Origin of the sequence: Streptomyces sp. NPDC006430 (assembly GCF_040612395.1) — a bacterium.
Taxonomy (GTDB): Bacteria; Actinomycetota; Actinomycetes; order Streptomycetales; family Streptomycetaceae; genus Streptomyces.
This window is the reverse complement of record NZ_JBEXQA010000008.1, coordinates 25,186-44,325: the sequence shown is the minus strand read 5'-3', so window position 1 is coordinate 44,325 and position 19,140 is coordinate 25,186. Positions and strand designations below refer to the sequence as shown.

19 protein-coding genes are annotated in these 19,140 nt (G+C 70.9%); 11 read left to right on the top strand and 8 right to left on the bottom strand.

The features are described from left to right. Positions 1-180 precede the first annotated feature (180 nt). From ABZZ20_RS14575 to ABZZ20_RS14555, 5 genes are all read left to right on the top strand, one after another. A complete protein-coding gene (locus ABZZ20_RS14575) occupies positions 181-1,119 on the top strand; it encodes a cellulose-binding protein (RefSeq protein ID WP_356869755.1) in 939 nt (312 codons plus the stop codon). A gap of 137 nt (positions 1,120-1,256) precedes the next feature. Continuing rightward, positions 1,257-2,279, top strand: a complete 1,023-nt coding sequence (locus tag ABZZ20_RS14570) for an ABC transporter ATP-binding protein (protein ID WP_356869754.1) — start codon at positions 1,257-1,259, stop codon at positions 2,277-2,279. A gap of 2 nt (positions 2,280-2,281) precedes the next feature. After that, positions 2,282-3,061, top strand: coding sequence for an ABC transporter permease subunit (locus ABZZ20_RS14565; protein WP_356869919.1), 780 nt, complete (start codon positions 2,282-2,284; stop codon positions 3,059-3,061). Positions 3,062-3,239: 178 nt separating this feature from the next. After that, positions 3,240-4,391 carry an ABC transporter ATP-binding protein gene (locus tag ABZZ20_RS14560; RefSeq protein WP_356869753.1) on the top strand — a complete coding sequence of 384 codons (1,152 nt, stop codon included), beginning with the start codon at positions 3,240-3,242 and terminating at the stop codon, positions 4,389-4,391. Continuing rightward, positions 4,388-5,221 (top strand): ABC transporter permease, encoded by an 834-nt coding sequence (locus ABZZ20_RS14555; RefSeq protein WP_356869752.1) that lies wholly within the window; start codon positions 4,388-4,390, stop codon positions 5,219-5,221. Before ABZZ20_RS14560 ends, ABZZ20_RS14555 begins: the two co-directional genes overlap by 4 nt. A 26-nt stretch (positions 5,222-5,247) precedes the next feature. Here ABZZ20_RS14555 and ABZZ20_RS14550 read toward each other — a convergent pair whose 3' ends face one another. Next, complete coding sequence (locus tag ABZZ20_RS14550) at positions 5,248-5,595, bottom strand: ATP/GTP-binding protein (protein ID WP_356869751.1); 348 nt, start codon at positions 5,593-5,595, stop codon at positions 5,248-5,250. Between the two features lie 229 nt (positions 5,596-5,824). Here ABZZ20_RS14550 and ABZZ20_RS14545 point away from each other — a divergent pair, with 229 nt between their 5' ends. After that, positions 5,825-6,844 (top strand): LLM class flavin-dependent oxidoreductase, encoded by a 1,020-nt coding sequence (locus ABZZ20_RS14545; protein WP_356869750.1) that lies wholly within the window; start codon positions 5,825-5,827, stop codon positions 6,842-6,844. Between the two features lie 111 nt (positions 6,845-6,955). Here the strand turns inward: ABZZ20_RS14545 and ABZZ20_RS14540 are convergent, their stop codons facing one another. Beyond that, positions 6,956-7,348, bottom strand: coding sequence for an SCO5389 family protein (locus ABZZ20_RS14540; protein ID WP_030153794.1), 393 nt, complete (start codon positions 7,346-7,348; stop codon positions 6,956-6,958). Positions 7,349-7,567: 219 nt separating this feature from the next. Here ABZZ20_RS14540 and nucS point away from each other — a divergent pair, with 219 nt between their 5' ends. Then, positions 7,568-8,239, top strand: a complete 672-nt coding sequence (nucS, locus tag ABZZ20_RS14535; protein WP_356869749.1) for an endonuclease NucS — start codon at positions 7,568-7,570, stop codon at positions 8,237-8,239. A gap of 88 nt (positions 8,240-8,327) precedes the next feature. Here nucS and ABZZ20_RS14530 read toward each other — a convergent pair whose 3' ends face one another. The 3 genes from ABZZ20_RS14530 to ABZZ20_RS14520 form a co-directional block, all read right to left on the bottom strand. Then, entirely contained in the window at positions 8,328-10,730 is a 2,403-nt protein-coding gene (locus ABZZ20_RS14530) for an ATP-binding protein (protein ID WP_356869748.1), read from the bottom strand. Positions 10,731-10,917: 187 nt separating this feature from the next. Next, on the bottom strand, positions 10,918-11,241 hold the full coding sequence (locus tag ABZZ20_RS14525; RefSeq protein WP_133896866.1) for an STAS domain-containing protein: 324 nt from the start codon (positions 11,239-11,241) through the stop codon (positions 10,918-10,920). Between the two features lie 169 nt (positions 11,242-11,410). Then, positions 11,411-12,259: a 3-hydroxyacyl-CoA dehydrogenase family protein gene (locus ABZZ20_RS14520; RefSeq protein ID WP_356869747.1), complete on the bottom strand. Its 849-nt coding sequence runs from the start codon at positions 12,257-12,259 to the stop codon at positions 11,411-11,413. Positions 12,260-12,689: 430 nt separating this feature from the next. On the opposite strand from ABZZ20_RS14520, the gene ABZZ20_RS14515 reads away from it, so the two are divergent. Then, on the top strand, positions 12,690-13,262 hold the full coding sequence (locus ABZZ20_RS14515; RefSeq protein WP_356869746.1) for a cob(I)yrinic acid a,c-diamide adenosyltransferase: 573 nt from the start codon (positions 12,690-12,692) through the stop codon (positions 13,260-13,262). Here ABZZ20_RS14515 and ABZZ20_RS14510 read toward each other — a convergent pair. After that, positions 13,259-13,840 carry a hypothetical protein gene (locus ABZZ20_RS14510; protein WP_356869745.1) on the bottom strand — a complete coding sequence of 194 codons (582 nt, stop codon included), beginning with the start codon at positions 13,838-13,840 and terminating at the stop codon, positions 13,259-13,261. The two genes, ABZZ20_RS14515 and ABZZ20_RS14510, sit on opposite strands and share 4 nt — an antisense overlap. 301 nt (positions 13,841-14,141) lie before the next feature. Between ABZZ20_RS14510 and ABZZ20_RS14505 the strand changes: the two genes are divergently transcribed. From ABZZ20_RS14505 to ABZZ20_RS14495, 3 genes are all read left to right on the top strand, one after another. Beyond that, the gene (locus ABZZ20_RS14505; protein ID WP_356869918.1) at positions 14,142-15,287 is read left to right on the top strand and encodes a histidine kinase; all 1,146 of its coding nucleotides are present in this window, start codon (positions 14,142-14,144) and stop codon (positions 15,285-15,287) included. Then, positions 15,284-15,937 carry a response regulator transcription factor gene (locus tag ABZZ20_RS14500; protein WP_356869744.1) on the top strand — a complete coding sequence of 218 codons (654 nt, stop codon included), beginning with the start codon at positions 15,284-15,286 and terminating at the stop codon, positions 15,935-15,937. The genes ABZZ20_RS14505 and ABZZ20_RS14500 overlap by 4 nt, the downstream gene beginning before the upstream one ends. A gap of 193 nt (positions 15,938-16,130) precedes the next feature. Further along, positions 16,131-17,954, top strand: coding sequence for a glycoside hydrolase family 18 chitinase (locus tag ABZZ20_RS14495; RefSeq protein WP_356869917.1), 1,824 nt, complete (start codon positions 16,131-16,133; stop codon positions 17,952-17,954). Between the two features lie 136 nt (positions 17,955-18,090). On the opposite strand, the gene ABZZ20_RS14490 is transcribed toward ABZZ20_RS14495, so the two are convergent. After that, positions 18,091-18,537: a DUF2550 domain-containing protein gene (locus tag ABZZ20_RS14490; protein ID WP_356869743.1), complete on the bottom strand. Its 447-nt coding sequence runs from the start codon at positions 18,535-18,537 to the stop codon at positions 18,091-18,093. A gap of 129 nt (positions 18,538-18,666) precedes the next feature. Next, positions 18,667-19,041, bottom strand: a complete 375-nt coding sequence (locus ABZZ20_RS14485) for a F0F1 ATP synthase subunit epsilon (protein ID WP_356869742.1) — start codon at positions 19,039-19,041, stop codon at positions 18,667-18,669. Positions 19,042-19,140: the final 99 nt, after the last annotated feature.

The following is a 19,140-nucleotide window of genomic DNA, read 5'->3' as shown; positions in this document are numbered from 1 at the left end:
TGTGTGTTCCTGATGAAGGTTCAGGCGAACGAGTGACAAGCATTCTGCCGCCTTGCCACTCAAAAGGGGTCTCATTGTCCAGATCAATCGCGGATTGACTCGAAGACACGCCGCTCGGGCGCCTAGGATTCCCCTAACACCTCACGTAGCACCTCATCGGTCTCATTCGACAGGAACCCCATGAGCGACACTTCCTCCCCCTTCGGCTTCGAGCTCGTGCGGCGTGGTTACGACCGCGGTCAGGTGGACGACCGCATTACCAAGCTGGTCTCTGACCGCGACAGCGCCCTTGGACGTATCAACTCTCTGGAAAAGCGGATCGAGGAGCTGCACCTCGAGACGCAGAACGCCCAGGCCCAGGTGAGCGACGCCGAGCCGTCGTACGCGGGCCTCGGCGCCCGAGTCGAGAAGATCCTGCGGCTCGCCGAGGAGGAGGCGAAGGACCTGCGCGAGGAGGCCCGTCGCGCGGCCGAGCAGCACCGTGAGCTCGCCGAGTCGGCCGCCCAGCAGGTGCGCAACGACGCCGAGTCGTTCGCCGCCGACCGCAAGTCGAAGGCGGAGGACGAGGGCGTCCGCATCGTCGAGAAGGCCAAGGGCGACGCCGCCACCCTGCGCTCCGAGGCCCAGAAGGACGCCGCCTCCAAGCGCGAGGAGGCCGACGCCCTGTTCGAGGAGACCCGCGCCAAGGCCGCGCAGGCCGCCGCGGACTTCGAGACCAACCTGGCCAAGCGCCGCGAGCAGTCCGAGCGCGACCTCGCCTCGCGCCAGGCCAAGGCCGAGAAGCGCCTCGCGGAGATCGAGCACCGCGCCGAGCAGCTGCGCCTGGAGGCCGAGAAGCTGCGCACGGACGCCGAGCGCCGGGCCCGCCAGACCGTGGAGACCGCGCAGCGCCAGGCCGAGGACATCGTCGCCGACGCCAACGCCAAGGCGGACCGCATCCGCAGCGAGTCCGAGCGCGAGCTGGCGGCGCTCACCAACCGCCGCGACTCCATCAACGCCCAGCTGACCAACGTCCGCGAGATGCTGGCGACGCTGACCGGTGCGGCCGTTGCCGCCGCCGGTTCCCCGATCGACGACGAGCCGGTCACCCGCGGCGTTCCGGCACAGCAGAGCCGCTAGCACGGCCGACGGTGGACCGGCGGTTGCCCCGCTGGTTTCCCGCTGGTTCCCCGCTGGTAGAGAAACGTCGCGCCCGAGGGCCCCGTGTCACCTTTTTGAGGTGGCGTGGGGCCCTCGGGCGTTCTAGCGTGAGGCGCATGATCGAGCTTGAGGGCCTCACGAAACGATTCGGCGCGAAGACCGCCGTGGACCACCTCAGCTTCCAGGTCAGACCGGGGGTGGTGACCGGCTTCCTCGGCCCCAACGGGGCGGGCAAGTCGACGACCATGCGCATGATGCTCGACCTCGACAACCCGACCAGCGGTACGGTCCGGATCGACGGGAAGCACTACCGGGACCTACCGGAACCGCTGAAGCACATCGGGGCGCTGCTGGACGCGAAAGCCATGCACGGCGGCCGGAGCGCGTACAACAACCTTCTCTGCCTTGCCCAGTCGAACCGGATCCCGGAGAGCCGGGTCTCCGAGGTCCTGGACCTCGTCGGGCTGGCGTCCGTGGCGAAGAAGAAGTCGAAAGGATTTTCGCTAGGCATGGGCCAGCGGCTGGGAATCGCCTCGGCCCTGCTGGGCGACCCGGAGATCCTCATGTTCGACGAACCCGTCAACGGTCTGGACCCGGAGGGAATTCTCTGGATCCGCAATCTGATGAAGGGTCTAGCGGCGGAGGGGCGGACGATCTTCGTCTCCTCCCACCTGATGAGCGAAATGGCCTTGACCGCAGACCATTTGATCGTCATCGGTCAGGGGAAGCTGTTGGCCGATATGTCTATGGCTGATTTCATTCACAAGAACTCGCGCAGCTACGTCCGGCTGCGCTCCCCGCAGCAGGAGCGACTCAAGGACGTCCTGCACGGAGCCGGGATCGACGCCGTCAGCGTCCCGGCCACAGGCGCCCTGGAGATCGACGGGGTGGCGGCCGAACAGCTCGGCGAGCTGGCCGCCCAGCACCAGATCGTGCTGCACGAACTCAGCCCGCAACGGGCTTCACTGGAGGAAGCGTTCATGCGCATGACGGCGGACTCCGTCGAGTACCACGCCCACGCCCCGGGCGCCCCTGGCATGCTGCCCGGGCCCGGCACGAACGCCGACACCCCGGCCCGGCCGGCCGACGCCCCTGCGTGGGGCGCCGGTTACGAGGCGACGCGCAAGGGTGGGCAGTGACCATGTCCTCCTTCCCCGCCGTTCTCCGGTCCGAGTGGACCAAGATCCGTACGGTCGCCTCGACCAGCTGGACCCTGGTCGCGGCCCTGGTGGTCACGGTCGGCGTCAGCGCCGGTCTGTGCGCCGTCTTCAACGCCACGTTCCAGGACATGCCGAAGGAGCAGCAGCTCACCTTCGACCCGACCCTGGCCAGCTTCGCCGGCATGACCCTCGGTCAGCTCGCCATGATCGTCTTCGGTGTACTGGTCGTGGGCACCGAGTACAGCTCGGGCATGATCCGCACCTCGCTGGCCGCCGTACCCCGTCGCGGCAGTTTCCTGGCCGGCAAGCTCATCGTGGCCACCGGCCTCGCACTGATCGTGGGGCTCGTGACCAGCTTCCTGTCCTTCTTCCTGGGACAGGCCATCCTGGGCGACCGCAGCATCGGCATCGACGAGCCGAACGTCCTGCGCGCGGTGGTCGGCGCCGGTCTCTACATGGCGGTGATCGCCCTGTTCTCGATGGGCGTGGCGACGATCCTGCGCAGTTCGATGCTGTCCCTCGGCATCCTGATGCCGTTCTTCTTCCTGGTCTCGACGATCCTCGGGGCGGTCAGCGCCACCCGGAAGGTCGCGCAGTACTTCCCCGACCAGGCAGGCTCCAAGATCATGCAGGTGGTCCCGGGGGCGATGGACAGCGGCGAGACGCCCTACGGCCCGTGGGGCGGCTTCGCGATCATGGCGCTGTGGGCGCTCGCCGCCGTGCTCGGGGGCTACCTGGTCCTGAAGAAGCGCGACGCCTGACGGAGGTCCGGGAGCGGACGTCCGTCCTATGACGGACGTCCGCCGTACTACGGGTCATCCCCGGGTCGCTCTCAGGGCTAGCTCAGGGATCCGGTGGGGGATGGAACCGTAGGCGACTCGATATCCTCTTAACCCTTACGCGGACGAAAGCCGTCCGGTCCTGGCAAGGGGCAGAGCAATGATCGAGGCAGTCGGCCTGACCAAGCGCTACGGCGCCAAGACCGCCGTCGACCAGCTGTCCTTCCAGGTCAGGCCTGGTCACGTGACCGGATTCCTGGGGCCCAACGGCTCGGGGAAGTCCACCACCATGCGCATGATCCTCGGCCTGGACCGGCCCACTGCCGGCCGGGTCACGATCAACGGCCAGCCCTTCCGACAGCTTCCGAACGCCCAGCGGCACGTCGGCGCACTGCTCGACGCCAAGGCCGTGCACGGTGGCCGCCGGGCCCGCAAGCACCTGCTCTCCGTCGCCCAGCTCTCCGGCATCCCCGAGAGGCGGGTGGACGAGGTACTGGCCGTGGTCGGCCTCCAGGACGTCGCCCGGCAGCGCACGAAGGGCTTCTCGCTCGGCATGGGCCAGCGGCTCGGCATCGCTGCCGCCCTGCTCGGCGACCCCCAGGTGCTGCTGTTCGACGAGCCGGTCAACGGGCTCGACCCCGAGGGCATCCTGTGGGTCCGCAACCTCATGCGCAAGCTCGCCTCCGAGGGCCGCACCGTCTTCGTCTCCTCGCACCTCATGAGCGAGATGGCGTTGACCGCCGACCACCTGATCGTGATCGGCCGGGGGCGACTGCTGGCCGACATGGGCACCCAGGAATTCATCGCGCACAACTCGGCCGGATTCGCGCGGGTGCGCGCGGCCGCCGGGGGTCCCCCCGGACGAAGTCCGGGGGACGATCAAGATGGCCGGGATGCACTGGGTGCGGCCCTGACCGAGGCGGGCGGCCGGGTGCTCCAGGAGCCCGACGGAGCACTGCGCGTGACCGGCCTGGAGCTGCCCCGCATCTCCGACCTCGCGCACGGGGCCGGCGTACGGCTGTGGGAGCTGTCCCCGCACCGGGCCTCGCTGGAGGAGGCCTACATGCGGATGACCCAGCCCTCCGTCGAGTACACCTCCACCGAGGACCCGCGTGCCGAGCTCTGGGAGCCGGAGCCGCTGAGCGTCCCCGCCTGGGAGGACGAGCTCCCGACCCCGGAGGTTCCGCAGGACGGCTTCTTCGCTCCCCCGCCGCCCGGGGCGGGCGGGCAGCCCTTCCTGATGCCCAGCAGTCCCGGCGACCTCGCCGCCGCCCGCAACACCCCCACGGACACCCGCAAGGACACCCGATGACCGGCCCCACGAGCACCGCGGACCAGCCGAAGAGCTACAGCTCGCCGCTCCCGACGCCCCGGCCGCACCTCGGGCACGCACTGGCCTCGGAGTGGACGAAGCTGACCTCGGTGCGCTCCACCGTGTGGACGCTCGGCTCACTGGTGCTGCTCGTCGCCGGCATCGGGCTGTTCGCCGTCTCCGAGACCCGCTCCTCCGACTACCAGGACGTACCGCTCACGGCTCCCGCCCTGTTCGGGCTGCTGGTGGGTCAGGTACCCGTGATGGTGTTGGGCGTCCTGACGATCACCTCCGAGTACGGCACCGGCCTCATCCGTACGACCCTCACCGCCGCCCCTGACCGGGGCCGGGTGTTGACCGCGAAGTACCTCGTCTTCTCCACCGTCGCCTTCCTCACCGCAACCGGTTCGGTGGCGGTGGTCGGGCTGGCCTCCGAGATCCTCCACGACGGCGGGGCGGCCGGACGGCACGGCGCCGGCGAATGGGCGCACGCACTGGCCGGTTGCGTGTACGTCACCCTGCTCGGGGTGCTCGGCCTGGCGATGGGCGCCATGCTGCGGCACTCGGCCGGGGCGATCGCCGTGATGCTGGGGCTGGTCACGCTGCCGCCGGTGATAGGGGCGATGCTCAGCATGTGGGAGACCATGGCCCCGCTCGGCCGCACGGTGCTCCAGTACAACGCCCCGGTCGCCCTCATGCAGCTGTTCGGCCTGCCGGACGACAACTCCGCGGACCTGCCGGGCAACTGGGCCCATCTGTCGCTGCTGCTCCTGCTGACGGGGGCCGCGGTGGTCGGCTCGTACGCGGTGGTCGGCCGCCGCGACGTCTGACCCCCGGTACGCGAGCTCGGACCCGCTCAGTACCTGGGCGCGTTCCTGGACCGCTGCACCCGCGAGGTGCGGCGGTCCTTCGCGTTCCAGCAGGCCTTGTGCCAGTGCCGCCGGTCGTCCACGCCGCCGTACTCGGGCCAGGCCACCAGGTGCGGCGTGCCGGAGGGAATCTCCTGGTCGCAGCCCGGGCAGCGGTAGCGCTTGCCCGCCGCGCTCGCGCCCGCGACGTGCCGGACCTTCCACTCCTCGCCCTGGTACTCCTCGGTGCGCTCCAGCCCGAACCGGTCCAGGCCTCCCGAACCGGAGCCCGAGCCCGGTTCCGGACGGTCAGCTGGATTCCCGCCGCCCCTGGGGCGGTTGTGGCGCGGTGACACGTATACCTCACGGATGGGCGGACGGCAGTGACTTTCTCCCAGACTACGCGCAGCGAGGCCGGGTCACCGCAGGGTGGCTGACAGAGCACGCGCAATGACGACGACTGGCCTGACTATCCCAATAACTTTCCTGTCAGGCCGTGCCTTTGGCACGTGTCAGACGTTGTTGCCATAGGAAGAACCGGTCCACCTGGGGGAGGCCGCGTCAGCCACGAGGAAGGTAAAGGCGATGCGTGTAGGAGCGTTTGTACTGGCGGCCCAGTTCCCGGGCCAGGGGCAGGGGGAGGCGCTGCACCGGGCGGTGCGGACGGCCGAGGCGGCCGAGGAGGCCGGGCTGGACTCGGTCTGGCTGGCCGAGCACCATTTCGTCCCGTACGGGGTGTGCCCGTCGGCCGTGACCCTGGCGGCCCTGCTCCTGGGGCGGACCCGACGGCTACGGGTGGGTACGGCGGTCAGCGTGCTGCCGAGCACGCACCCAGTGGCCCTCGGGGAGCAGGCGGCGCTGCTCCACCTCACCTCGGGCGGCCGGTTCACCCTGGGGGTGGGCCGGGGCGGGCCATGGGTGGACCTGGAGGTGTTCGGCGGCGGCCTCGACGCCTACGAGAAGGAGTTCCCGCAGGACCTGGACCTGCTGCGGCGCTGGCTGGTCGAGCCGCGCGTGGCGGCTGCCGGCGGGCGGTACCGGTTCCGTGAAGTGGCCGTCGTACCCCGGCCTGCGGAAGCGCTGGACGGGGACGGATCAGGGCCGGAAGTGATCGTCGCCTGCACCTCCCCCGCATCGGTACGGATGGCCGCGGAGCGGGGCCTGCCGATGCTGCTGGGCATGCACTGCGGGGACGAGGACAAGGCGGAGATGGTCGCCCTTTACCGGCGCACGGCCGCGGCGGCGGGCCAGTGCCCGCAGGCCCCGCACGTGTCTGCGGGCGTGTGCCAGCTGGCGGACCGTACGGTGGACGCCCGCGAAGCCCTGACGAAGGCGATGCCGGGCTGGTTGAGGCAGGGGCTGGAAGCGCACGTGACCGTGGACGGCCGTGAGCGCACGATGCGGGATCCCGTCGCCTACACGGAACTGCTCTGTGATCTGCACCCCGTGGGCACCCCGCGGCTGGCGGCCGACCGGCTGGCGGCCACGGCGGAACGGACGGGCATCACACGGTTCGCACTGGTGACGGAGGGGTCCGGCGATCTCGCCGCGACGGAGGAGAACGTACGGCGCCTCGGCGCCGAGGTCCTGCCCCGCCTCGACTGAAGCTGCCGCTCCGGTATCAGTGGTGCGTCCCGCGATACGGAGCGGCAGCGAAGTACGGTCGAGCAGGTGGTGCGGGTCGAGCAGGTGGTGCGGGTCGTGCCGGTCGTGCGCTCAGCAGTCCCGAAGCTCCGGAGACTGGTTGAGCAGCTGGCCGCGGATCGACGTGAACTTGGCCAGCCTGTCGTCCGAGGAAGGATCCAGCGGGAACACCGCCACACGGTGACAGTTCTGGAATGCGAGGCGCACCCCGAAGTGCCGCTGCAGCGCACCGCGTATCGCGTCACTCGCGAGAGCGCGCAGCAGCTGCCCGCGCGCCTGCTCGTCGGGCGGCGGCGTCTGGTTGTCGGCGAACTCTCCGCCGTCCACCTTCAGCTGGGCCACCAGCGAGCTGATCATCTCCCACGCAAAAGGCAGGGAGGTCCGGACGCAGTCGACGAAAGCGGCTTCGTCGACCTCGCCTCGCTCGGCCTGTTCGAGTAGGGCCGGTGAGACGTCGAGCGACATGGGTTCTCCTCTCGCGACCCCGGCCATTGGGTTGCCGGAGTCTTACGGGCAGGGAAGGAGATCGCGACGCAGAGTGCACGCTCGACGACCTCCCGCTCACCACGGTAGGCGCCCACTGGGTGCCGCACCAGGAGAATGCGCATACAACGCGCCATCCGCGAACGGGGCTTTCGGGGGCGAATCGCGTGGAGGGCCCTCGGTCGAGTAGCGTTGCCGACCATGCGTCTCGTCATTGCCCGCTGCTCCGTCGATTACGCGGGCCGGCTCACCGCCCATCTGCCCTCGGCACCCCGTCTGATCCTCGTGAAGGCCGACGGCAGTGTCTCGATCCACGCGGACGACCGGGCGTACAAACCGCTCAACTGGATGTCCCCCCCGTGCACCCTCAAGGAGGGGAGCGGAGACGATGTCGGCGTCTGGACGGTCGTCAACAAAGCGGGCGAGAAGCTCATCATCACCATGGAGGAAGTCCTCCACGACTCCTCCCACGAGCTGGGCATCGACCCCGGGCTCATCAAGGACGGCGTCGAGGCACACCTCCAGGAACTGCTGGCCGACCGGATCGAAACACTGGGCGAGGGCTACACGCTGATCCGGCGCGAGTACATGACGGCGATCGGCCCGGTGGACATCCTGTGCCGGGACGCCTCCGGCGCGACGGTGGCGGTGGAGATCAAGCGCCGCGGCGAGATCGACGGCGTCGAGCAGCTGACCCGCTACCTGGAACTCCTCAACCGCGACCCGCACCTGGCCCCGGTCCGGGGTGTCTTCGCGGCCCAGGAAATCAAGCCCCAGGCCCGCGTCCTGGCCACGGACCGGGGCATGGACTGCGTGGTCCTGGACTACAACGCCCTGCGCGGCATCGAGGACGACAAGCTCCGCCTGTTCTGACGCGGGATCCGCGCGGCGTCGCCGCCGGCTCCCGCCCCCGCCCCGTCCCGGTTCCGGGAAGGGGCGGCGGCATGCCCCGCCGGACCAGTCACGCTCCGCTGGACGACGGGCTGACCTGGGTCGTCCCCGTTCCCGTGGGCGTGGGCGTGGGCGCGGGCGTCGGGGACTGCGGCACACTCGGCGTCGGAGTTGCGACGGGATCCGGGGACGGCTGCGTCGGCGGGGTCGACGACGGGGTGCGCGAGGGCGGCGCGGAGGACGGCCGGCGCGACGGTGCACGGCTCGCCGGGCTCGACCCCGTGGCCCCCTGGCTCGGCTCCGTGGACGGGGCCTGCGCGGCGGGCGCCCCCGGATCGGGTGAAGGATCGTTCCCTCCGCCCCCCGACCCGGAGGACGTCGTCGTCGACGTCGGCGTCGACGACGCTGCCGGACCGTTCGAGAACTCGCTGCTGGTGTCGGGGTCCGACCCGGACATCGCCAGGCTCACCACGGTGCCGAGCACCACCACCGTCAGGGCTCCCGCCGCCGCCAGCAGCACGGGCTTGCGACGCGACCGCGCGGCCGGCGCGGGCACGACCGGCACCGCCACCGTCGGCTTCGGGTTGAGCGGGAAGGCATCCTCGAACACCTCCGACAGCGTGGCCGGCGTCTCCGTCCGCTTGATCACCGGCACCACCGCCGTGACGGCCTCGGCAGCCGCAGCCGCAGCCGCAGCAGGCACGGCAGCAGGCGCAACCGACGCCGCGGGCGCAGCGGGCGCCGCGGGCGCCGGGGCAACGGGCGCGACCACCGGCGGCTCCAGCCGCAGCGGCGGCGATACCTCCACCCCCGCCGCCTCGCGGTCCGTGACGAGCGCGAGCGCCCGCCGCCCCGCGACCGTGCCCCGCTTGTCGGCGAGTGCACCCCTCAGCCCGATCGACGCCTCCAGTTCGGCCCGCGCCCGGTCCAACCGCCCCTCGCACAGCGCGAGTACGCCTATCTCGTGGTGGAAGTACGCCTGCTCGGCGACCTCTCCGGCCTTCCGGGCGGCCTCCGCTCCCGAGCGCAGCACCCGCTCCCACGCCTCCCAGTGGCGCGAGGCCGCGAAGGCCGGCGCCGCGGTCCTGGCCAGCAGTACGGCGGCCACCACATCGGCGCCGGCCAGCGCGGCCAGCACGGCGTCCGCCTCGGCGGCGACCCGCTCCGGGGTCACCGAGGCGTGTCCGGTCCACCAGGCGTAGTGGCGGGCGGCCGTACGGGCCTCCTCCGCGGCGGTGTCCCCGAACCCCGCCTCCTCCAGCTGCCGTGCGACCCCCTCGGCCAGCCGGAAGCGCGGGCCGACCGGCGTGAGTAGCCCGCAGCCCAGCAGTTCCGCGACCGCCGCGTCGGCGTGGGTGTCCCCCACCAGCGCCGGCAGGTGCGCGTGGTGCGGCATCTCCCCGCCCAGCGCGCACGCGATGCGCAGGGCCGCCCGCGCCGACTCGCTGACCCGGGAGGCGAGCAGCTCGGCGGGGGCCGCGCCCTCGGCCAGCGTCGGCAACGGGACGAATTCCGCGTCGCGGGGCCGCTCTTCGAAGACCCCGGGCTCCTCGTCGTCGTCCTCGGCCGGGGCCAGGTTGCGCTCGTCGCGCTGCCGCAGCAGTGCGGCGGCCTGGACGAAGCGCAGCGGCAGCCCCTCGGACGCGAAGCGCAGGTCCGCCGCCCAGGCGGTCTCCTCTTCGGTCAACGGCCTTCCGATGCCCGTCTCCAGCAGCTCCACGCAGTCCGCCCGACCCAGTCCCCCGAGGAAGACCTCCTCCAGGTGCGAGTCTTCGGAGGGGGCGCGGGTGTCGGGGGTGGCGGCCAGCAGGTAGGCGCACTCGGGGGTGGCGCGCAGCAGCTCGTCGAGGGGGGCGCCGCCCATCTCCAGGTCGTCGAGGATGACGATGGCTCCGATGTCCCGCACGCGGGCCAGGAGTTGGGTGCGCCCGGGCCGTTCCTCCGAAGCCTCGTACACGGTGGCGTAGAGCGCGTGGAGCAGCTCGCCCGGCTGCTGGTGCCCGTACCCGCTGAGCCGTACGACGCCGTCGGGCGCGAGGTTCGCGCAGTGGGCGGCGACCGCGTCGAGCAGGGCGCTGCGGCCGGATCCGGGGGCGCCGGTCAGCCGTACGGACCGGCCGCGGCCCAGCAGCCGTACGAGCCGGTCCCGTTCCTCCTCGCGCGCCAGCAGCGGCCGGGCCAGGGCGGCGGATCCGGGTAGGACGGGAGGCCGCGCGGCGGCGTCCAGGGCGCTGCGGGCGACCGCGTCGCGCCTGGCGGGGACGCTGCCGCCGGTGCCGGGCCGGCGGGGCTCGATCTCGCTGCCGTCGACGGGGTTCACGGTGAGCGTGAAGTCCCCGGCGGTGAGGGTGACGACCCGTGCGACGGGGGTGGGTGCCGGGGGCTCCGCGGGTCCCGTCTGCGGGGCCGTGGCGGGTACGGGCGCCGTCGGGGGCTGCTCCACCGGTTCGGGCTGCCCCTGCGTGCGGTCCATGACCTAGTCCCCCGATCGCGCTCTGCGCCGTCGCCGTCGTACCGTCCGGCCTTCGCACATTCCGCTGTCGCTACGGGTCCGGTTTCCGCCCGAACCCTAGACGGTGCCCGGTCGTACGGGAAACCGCAGGGGTGCCATCACCACCGGACCGTTACGTTTCCGCAGGAAACGCGAAGGACGGACCGCGTCAGACCCTCGGGAGGGATTCCGCTTCCAGGCCGCCCTCGATCGCGAGGATCCGGTGCAGGCGGGTCGCGACGAGGAGCCGCTGCATCTGCGGCGGCACCCCGCGCAGGACGAGGCGGCGGCCGGTCCGACCGGCCCGCCGGTGGGCTCCCATGATCACGCCGAGTCCGGTGGCGTCCCAGGAGTCGAGTCCGGTCAGGTCCAGCACGAGGTCGCCGTGGCCGTCGTCGAGGGCGGCGTGGAGGGCCGTACGGGCGTCCGCCGCGCTGCGCACGTCGAGGCGACCCCCGACAGCGAGTTCGGCGTGGTCGCCCCTGATGTGCATGTGTGCTCCCGGCAGTCCTGGGTACGTAGGGTCCGACTGGTCCGTGGTCGGCAACTCTCTCTGCAACTGACTGCCACTCGGGCGAGGAAGTTGCCGACCGTGAGCGAACCGATACCTAATTCACCCGTAAGGGTGCAGTATTCGAACTGGCGCTCAGTGCCTCGATGTCTCAGTGCTTGTAGAAGCCCTGCCCGCTCTTGCGGCCGAAGTCACCCGCGTCCACCATGCGGCGCATCAGCTCCGGCGGCGCGAACTTCTCGTCCTGGGATTCGGTGTAGATGTTGCTGGTGGCGTGCAGCAGGATGTCCACGCCGGTGAGGTCTGCGGTGGCGAGCGGCCCCATGGCGTGACCGAAGCCCAGCTTGCAGGCGATGTCGATGTCCTCGGCGGAGGCCACGCCCGATTCGTACAGCTTCGCGGCTTCGACGACCAGGGCGGAGATGAGACGGGTCGTCACGAAGCCGGCGACGTCACGGTTGACGATGATGCAGGTCTTGCCGACGGACTCGGCGAACGCCCGGGTGGTCGCGAGGGTCTCGTCGCTCGTCTTGTAGCCGCGGACGAGCTCGCAGAGCTGCATCATCGGGACGGGCGAGAAGAAGTGCGCGCCGACGACCCGCTCCGGACGCTCCGTCACGGCCGCGATCTTGGTGATCGGGATGGCGGAGGTGTTGGACGCCAGGATCGCGTCGTCCCGCACGAGCTTGTCGAGCGCACGGAAGATCTCGTGCTTGACCTCGAGCTTCTCGAAGACGGCCTCGACCACGATGTCGACGTCGGCGACCGCGTCGAGGTCGGTGGTCGTCTTGATGCGGCCGAGCGCGGCTTCCGCGTCCTCGGCCGTCATCTTGCCCTTGGAGACGAACTTGTCGTACGAGGCCTTGATCCCGTCGGTTCCGCGGGTCAGCGCGGCGTCGGTGACGTCACGCAGTACGACGTCCCACCCCGCCTGAGCGGAGACCTGAGCGATTCCGGAACCCATCAGTCCGGCACCGATGACGGCGAGCTTCCCAGCCACTGCACACCCCTCGTTCTTAGACGGCCCAGTCTCGTAGCCTCTCCGGCGGAGACTAGCGCTCGTGAGCGTTGGTGTGACCGCGAAGTAACACGCGTCACGTCTCAGATGACGGACATCACACCGGGACGGCTCAGTCGTCCCCGCCCGCCAACCGCGCCTCGATCGACCGCAGTCGCGCCGCGCTGCGGCGCCGGTGCCGCCTCCCGGCGCAACGCGGGGTCGCCCGCGGAGCGCGACTCCGGGAAGTTCGCCAAGACGTCGATGCGCTGGCCCAGTTCAGCCTGCTGTCAGATTCCGAACATGTCGCTCAAAGCACCACCTCTCCACCTTCCGGGCACCTCCTGATCCTCTCGGGCCCGGCAGCGGGCGGTGCCGGTCGCGCGGCCCCCGCCGCGTGCGATGTTCCAGCGGGCCTCATTACTCTGGCCGCATGGTGAACCTCACGCGCATCTACACCCGCACCGGCGACAAGGGCACGACCGCGCTCGGCGACATGAGCCGCACGGCCAAGACGGACCTGCGGATCTCCGCCTACGCCGACGCCAACGAGGCCAACGCGGCCATCGGCACGGCGATCGCCCTCGGCAGCCTGCCGGCGGACGTGGTGAAGGTGCTGGTCCGGGTGCAGAACGACCTGTTCGATGTCGGCGCCGACCTGTGCACCCCGGTCGTCGAGAACCCCGAGTACCCGCCCCTGCGCGTCGAGCAGTTCTACGTGGACAAGCTCGAAGCGGACTGCGACCGCTTCAACGAGGAGTTGGAGAAGCTGCGCAGCTTCATCCTCCCCGGCGGCGCCCCCGGCGCCGCCCTGCTGCACCAGGCCTGCACGGTGGTCCGGCGTGCCGAGCGCTCCACGTGGGCGGCGCTGGAGGTGCACGGCGAGGTGATGAACCCGCTGACCGCGACCTACCTGAACCGCCTGTCCGACCTCCTGTTCATCCTGGCCCGTACGGCCAACAAGGAGGTCGGGGACGTCCTCTGGGTGCCGGGCGGCGAACGCTAGCGCTCGGCCGGTGAGGGTTCCTCCGGCGAGGCACCCACCGGGGCGCCCGCCGGGGGCTTGCGCGGCCAGAAGGTGTACGTGGCGGCGATGAGGGCCTGGATGCCGAGCACCCGCAGGGCTGCGAACTGCCAGGTCCGCATCCCGCTGGTCGCTGCGGCGTCGCCCACGTACCAGATCGCGGCCTGGAGCAGCCCGAGGGCGACGACGGCGCCGACCAGGGTGCGGGTCCACAGCTTCCACTCGTGGACCGCCCTGGCCCTGCCGTACGTGGCACCGGGCGGCTTCGGACCCCCGCCGAACCGGTACGCCGCGTGCCGGTCGAGCCACTTCACCGTGTAGTGGCCGTAGCCGACGGTGTAGCCGATGTACAGCGCGGCCAGACCGTGCGTCCAACTCGGCTCGCCCCCGTTCTTGAGGTCCAGCGCGGTGACCACCAGCAGGGTCAGCTCCAGGAGCGGTTCGCACAGCAGGACCGCCACCCCGAGTCGGGGCATCTTCGCGAGGTAGCGCAGCGCCAGTCCACCGGCCAGCAGCACCCAGAAGCCGATCTCGCAGGCGATGATCAGGGCGACAAGCACGGGTGTCTCCGTTCCGTTCCGTTCCGGTCCCTTCCGGTCGGTCCTTCGGCGACCGGCGCTTCCAGGCTCCCGCCCGATCGATGCCCGTTCGTCGTCGCTGGTGACGAACCGTGACTGCATCCTTCGGTGTAGTGCGACCCCACCCGACCTCAGCCCCGACGGTGAGGCACGGCCCTCCCGCACCCTGTTGGATGGGACCGTGATCCCGAAGTCCAGCCCGACCGCGACAGCGCCCTCGCCCTCGCCCTCGCTCTCGCCCGCCAGGACCTTCCGCCCCCACCGCGACGACGTCCTCCTTGCGGTGCTCAGCGTCCTCGCGGGCCTGCTGCTCTGGTCCCTCGGCATCTACAGCACCAACAACCGGCACTTCTTCCCCGCTTGGGCGGCCCTGGTCCCCCTCCTCGTGCTCGGCCCGATGGAGCTGCTGCGCCGCACCGCCCCCAACGTGACCCTGGGCGTGGGCACGCTCGGAGTGATCGCCGACCAGTTCACCGTGGGCAACCTCGGCACCGTCCTGATCTTCACGGACCTGGTGTACGCGGCCGTCGTCTACGGCAAGCCCGCCATGGCCCGGCGGCTCCCGGTCTCCACCGGTCTGGTCACCATCGCCGTCACCATCGCCTCCGTGGCCTGGCTGCGCACCCCGCAGGCCCTGATGATCGGTGTGATCACCGGCATCGTGAGCTTCGGCCCGGCCCTGACCGGCGCCACCCTGCGCAACCATCGCGAGGCCGCCGAGGCCGCCCGGCTGCGTGCCGAGCAGACCGCGCTGCTGGCCGAGATGGACCGCAGTCAGGCCGTCGTCGCCGAGCGCGCCCGGATGGCCCGGGAGCTGCACGACATGGTGGCCAACCACCTGTCCGCCATCGCCATCCACTCCACTGCCGCGCTCTCGATCGACTCCCCCGGGACCAGCCGCGAGGCCCTCGGGGTGATCCGGGAGAACAGCGTGCAGGGTCTGGCCGAAATGCGTCGGTTGATCGGACTGCTGCGCGATGCGGGAGCGGAGCAGGAGGCGGTCGCCACTCCGTCGCTCGACGGTCTCGACGCCCTCCTGGCGCAGGCCCGTGTCAACGGCGCCGCGAGCGGGCTGGACTTCGTACTCCACGACGACCGGCCGCCCGGGGAGCCGCTGCCGGCGCCCGTGGAGCTGGCTGCGTACCGGATCGTCCAGGAATCGCTGACCAATGCCCTCAAGCACGCCGCCCCGGGCACGGTACGGGTCGGTGTGGCGCGCGACCGCGGGGACGCAGGGATGCTGACCGTGCAGGTGGACTCCCCGTGCGGGGACCGGCCGGGGCCCCGCGCCCCCGGCTCGGGGGCCGGGCTGGTCGGCATGCGGGAGCGGGCAGAGTTGCTGGGCGGGGAGTTCACGGCGGGGCGGTCGGGATCGGTGTGGCGGGTGCGGGCGGTCCTGCCCGCCGAGGAGAAGGCGGTGAACGCATGACCATCCGGGTCGTGGTGGCGGAGGACCAAAGCGCGGTACGGGCCGGGCTGGTGCTGATCCTGCGCAGCGCGGGCGACATCGAGGTCGCGGGGGAGGCCGCCGACGGGGAGGAGGCGGTGCGTCTGGCCCGGGAGCTGCGGCCGGACCTCGTGCTCATGGACGTGCAGATGCCGCGGCTCGACGGGGTGGCGGCGACCCGTCAGGTGGTCGCGGAGGGGCTGGCCGACGTGCTGGTGCTGACCACCTTCGACCTCGACGAGTACGTGTTCGGCGCCCTGCGCGCCGGCGCGGCGGGCTTCCTGCTGAAGAACGCGGACGCGGCGGAGCTGATCGAGGCGGTACGGACGGTCGCGCGCGGGGAGGGTCTGATCGCCCCGGCGGTGACCCGGCGGTTGATCGCCGAGTTCGCGGCGCCGCGGGCCGCGAAGGCCGCGGTGGCGCCGGAGACGGCCGCGGCGGTCGCCTCGCTGACGCGTCGGGAGCGGGAGGTGCTCGGCGCTCTGGGCGAGGGGTTGTCGAACGCGGAGATCGCGGGGCGTCTGGTGATGGCGGAGGCGACGGTGAAGACGCACGTCAGCAGGCTGCTGGGCAAGTTGGAGCTGCGCAGCCGGGTGCAGGCGGCCGTGCTGGCCCGGGAGTTGGGGCTCTAGGAGCGCACTGGAGTGGAGGTCTGGACCTCTTGACGGTTGGTCCAGACCTTTCTACGCTCACCGGAACTGTGGTGAGCGTGCCATGACAAGCGTGCTCACGGGCGGCGCAGGTCCCACCCCCATGTCGTAGTCGGCCCCACGGCCACGACGGACCTACGGAGGAGCACCCTTGAGCGCAGCACCCCCACCCCGCATCCGTCTCTTCAGAAGGCTCGCCGCGACCGTGGCCGCCTTCGCCCTGCCCGTCGCCGGACTCGTGGCCCTGGCCGGCCCCGCCGAGGCCGCCGCCTCCGCGACGGCGACGTACACCAAGGTCTCCGACTGGGGCTCCGGTTTCGAGGGCAAGTGGACGGTGAAGAACACCGGCACCACCACCCTCACCAGCTGGACCGTGGAGTGGGACTACCCCTCCGGTACGACGGTCACTTCCGCCTGGGACGCCACCGTCACCAACTCCGGCACCCACTGGACCGGCAAGAACGTCGGCTGGAACGGCACCCTCGCCCCCGGCGCCACCATCAGCTTCGGCTTCAACGGCGCCGGCTCTGGCGCCCCCAGCGGCTGCAAGGTCAACGGCGGCTCCTGCGACGGAGGCGGCACCCCCACCGACAGCCCGCCGTCGGCACCCGGCACGCCCACCGCGAGCGGGGTCACCGACACCTCGCTGACCATCGGCTGGGCAGCGGCCACCGACGACAAGGGCGTCAAGAACTACGACGTCTTCCGCGGCGGCGCCAAGATCGCGACCGTCACCGGTACGAGCTACACCGACTCCGGCCTGACCAAGGGCACCACGTACACGTACAGCGTCACCGCCCGCGACACCGCCGACCAGACGGGCCCGACCTCCGGCTCTGTCTCGGTCACCACGACGGGCGGCGGCACCACTCCCCCGGACCCGGGCGGCAAGGTCAAGCTCGGCTACTTCACCGAGTGGGGCGTCTACGGACGCAACTACCACGTGAAGAACCTGGTCACCTCCGGCTCCGCCGCGAAGATCACCCACATCAACTACGCCTTCGGCAACGTCCAGGGTGGCAAGTGCACCATCGGTGACGCCTACGCCGACTACGACAAGGCCTACACCGCGGACCAGAGCGTCGACGGCGTCGCCGACACCTGGGACCAGCCCCTGCGCGGCAACTTCAACCAGCTGCGCAAGCTCAAGGCGAAGTACCCGAACGTCAAGGTGCTGTGGTCGTTCGGCGGCTGGACCTGGTCCGGCGGCTTCGGCCAGGCCGCGGCGAACCCCGCCGCCTTCGCCGACTCCTGCTACAGCCTCGTCGAGGACCCGCGCTGGGCCGACGTCTTCGACGGCATCGACATCGACTGGGAGTACCCGAACGCCTGCGGCCTGTCCTGCGACACCAGCGGCGCCGCTTCCCTGAAGAACGTACTGTCCGCGCTGCGCACCAAGTTCGGCAGCAGCAACCTGGTGACGGCCGCCATCTCCGCCGACGGCTCCAACGGCGGCAAGCTCGACCTCGCGGACTACGCGGGCGCCGCCCCGTACGTGGACTTCTACAACGTCATGACGTACGACTTCTTCGGCGCCTGGGACGCCAAGGGCCCGACCGCCCCGCACTCCCCGCTCACCTCGTACGCGGGCATCCCGATCGCCGGCTTCAACTCCGAGGCCGCGATCACCAAGCTCAAGGGCAAGGGCATCGCCGGCTCCAAGCTCAACCTCGGCATCGGCTTCTACGGCCGCGGCTGGACCGGCGTCACCCAGGACGCCCCCGGCGGCACCGCCACCGGGCCCGCGCCGGGCACGTACGAGCAGGGCATCGAGGACTACAAGGTGCTGAAGGGCAGCTGCCCGGCCACGGGCACCGTCGCCGGCACGGCCTACGCCAAGTGCGGCAGCAACTGGTGGAGCTACGACACCCCCGCCACCATCGCCGGGAAGATGAGCTGGACCAAGCAGCAGGGCCTCAAGGGCGCCTTCTTCTGGGAGTTCAGCGGCGACACCACGAACGGCGAGCTGGCCAACGCGATCCACACCGGTCTCCAGTAGCCCCACGCACTGGCCCGGTGAACGACGAAGCCGGGGAGACGGGGTCCGCCCCCCGTCTCCCCGGCTTCTCCACGCAGCAGGGAATTCAAGCCACATTCACCCTCCCCCAGACTCCGGCTGGGGGAGGGCAGGGAATTTAAGCCACATTCACCCGTTGTCCGGGGGGCGCGGCCTCCAGCCAGGCGAGGAAACCGGTCAGGGCGTCCTCGCTCATCGCCAGCTCCAGGCGGGTCCCGCGGTGGAGACAGCCGAGCACGACGGCGTCGGACAGCAGGGCCAGCTCCTCTTCGCCCTCGGGGGCGCGGCGGGAGACCACCTCGATGGAGGAGCGCTCCAGCAGCCGGCGCGGCCTCGGGGAGTAGGAGAAGACACGGAACCACTCGATGCGGTCACCGCTGTAGCGGGCCACCCCGTACACCCAGCCCTTGCCGGAGATGTCCGGTTCCTCGGACACGCCCCAGCGCAGGCTGCAGTCGAAGGTCCCGCCGGAACGCTGGATGAGTCTGCGACGCAGCCCGAAGACAAAGAGCCCGATCACCACCAGGGCTACGACCAGGCCGCTCACAAGCAGAGCGAGGAGCATCTTCACCGACCTCCTCGCTCATCGAATACTGCATGAGAAAAACGGACCTGCATCGCCTCAGCCGCGACCCGGTCTGGAAAATTCCAGAACGGACCGCGGCTGAGGTCTCAAACCTGTTCGGCGCGGGGCTCAGTGCCCCGCAACGGCGCGCAGCCGGACTTCGGCACGCCGCTCGGATGCCGCATCGGCGTCCGACTTCGCGCGCTCCAGTGCCCGCTCCGCCCGCTGGACGTCAATCTCGTCCGCGAGCTCGGCGATCTCGGCCAGCAGGGACAGCTTGTTGTCCGCGAACGAGATGAAACCGCCGTGCACCGCGGCGACGACAGTGCTGCCCTCGCTGGTACGGATGGTCACCGGGCCCGATTCCAGCACACCGAGAAGCGGCTGGTGACCGGGCATGACGCCGATGTCGCCGGACGTGGTGCGGGCGACAACAAGGGTGGCCTCGCCGGACCAGACATTGCGGTCCGCCGCGACCAGCTCGACGTGCAGCTCAGCAGCCAAGGTGGCTCCTCGGGTCACCACCCGGCGGGTCAGCCGGGTGTTGGGTCAAATTCTAATGGGCGTGGGGAGAGGGACGGGACACACCCGCCCCTCTCCGAG

What these genes read in the sequence shown, in the direction of transcription:
- ABZZ20_RS14515 (WP_356869746.1), top strand. Translation starts at nt 12,690, where the DNA reads ATGGTGAACCTCACGCGCATCTACACCCGCACCGGCGACAAGGGCACG.
- ABZZ20_RS14500 (WP_356869744.1), top strand. Translation starts at nt 15,284, where the DNA reads ATGACCATCCGGGTCGTGGTGGCGGAGGACCAAAGCGCGGTACGGGCC.
- ABZZ20_RS14555 (WP_356869752.1), top strand. Translation starts at nt 4,388, where the DNA reads ATGACCGGCCCCACGAGCACCGCGGACCAGCCGAAGAGCTACAGCTCG.
- nucS (WP_356869749.1), top strand. Translation starts at nt 7,568, where the DNA reads ATGCGTCTCGTCATTGCCCGCTGCTCCGTCGATTACGCGGGCCGGCTC.
- ABZZ20_RS14545 (WP_356869750.1), top strand. Translation starts at nt 5,825, where the DNA reads ATGCGTGTAGGAGCGTTTGTACTGGCGGCCCAGTTCCCGGGCCAGGGG.
- ABZZ20_RS14560 (WP_356869753.1), top strand. Translation starts at nt 3,240, where the DNA reads ATGATCGAGGCAGTCGGCCTGACCAAGCGCTACGGCGCCAAGACCGCC.
- ABZZ20_RS14540 (WP_030153794.1), bottom strand. Translation starts at nt 7,348, where the DNA reads ATGTCGCTCGACGTCTCACCGGCCCTACTCGAACAGGCCGAGCGAGGC.
- ABZZ20_RS14570 (WP_356869754.1), top strand. Translation starts at nt 1,257, where the DNA reads ATGATCGAGCTTGAGGGCCTCACGAAACGATTCGGCGCGAAGACCGCC.
- ABZZ20_RS14525 (WP_133896866.1), bottom strand. Translation starts at nt 11,241, where the DNA reads ATGCACATCAGGGGCGACCACGCCGAACTCGCTGTCGGGGGTCGCCTC.
- ABZZ20_RS14530 (WP_356869748.1), bottom strand. Translation starts at nt 10,730, where the DNA reads ATGGACCGCACGCAGGGGCAGCCCGAACCGGTGGAGCAGCCCCCGACG.
- ABZZ20_RS14575 (WP_356869755.1), top strand. Translation starts at nt 181, where the DNA reads ATGAGCGACACTTCCTCCCCCTTCGGCTTCGAGCTCGTGCGGCGTGGT.
- ABZZ20_RS14490 (WP_356869743.1), bottom strand. Translation starts at nt 18,537, where the DNA reads ATGCTCCTCGCTCTGCTTGTGAGCGGCCTGGTCGTAGCCCTGGTGGTG.
- ABZZ20_RS14565 (WP_356869919.1), top strand. Translation starts at nt 2,282, where the DNA reads ATGTCCTCCTTCCCCGCCGTTCTCCGGTCCGAGTGGACCAAGATCCGT.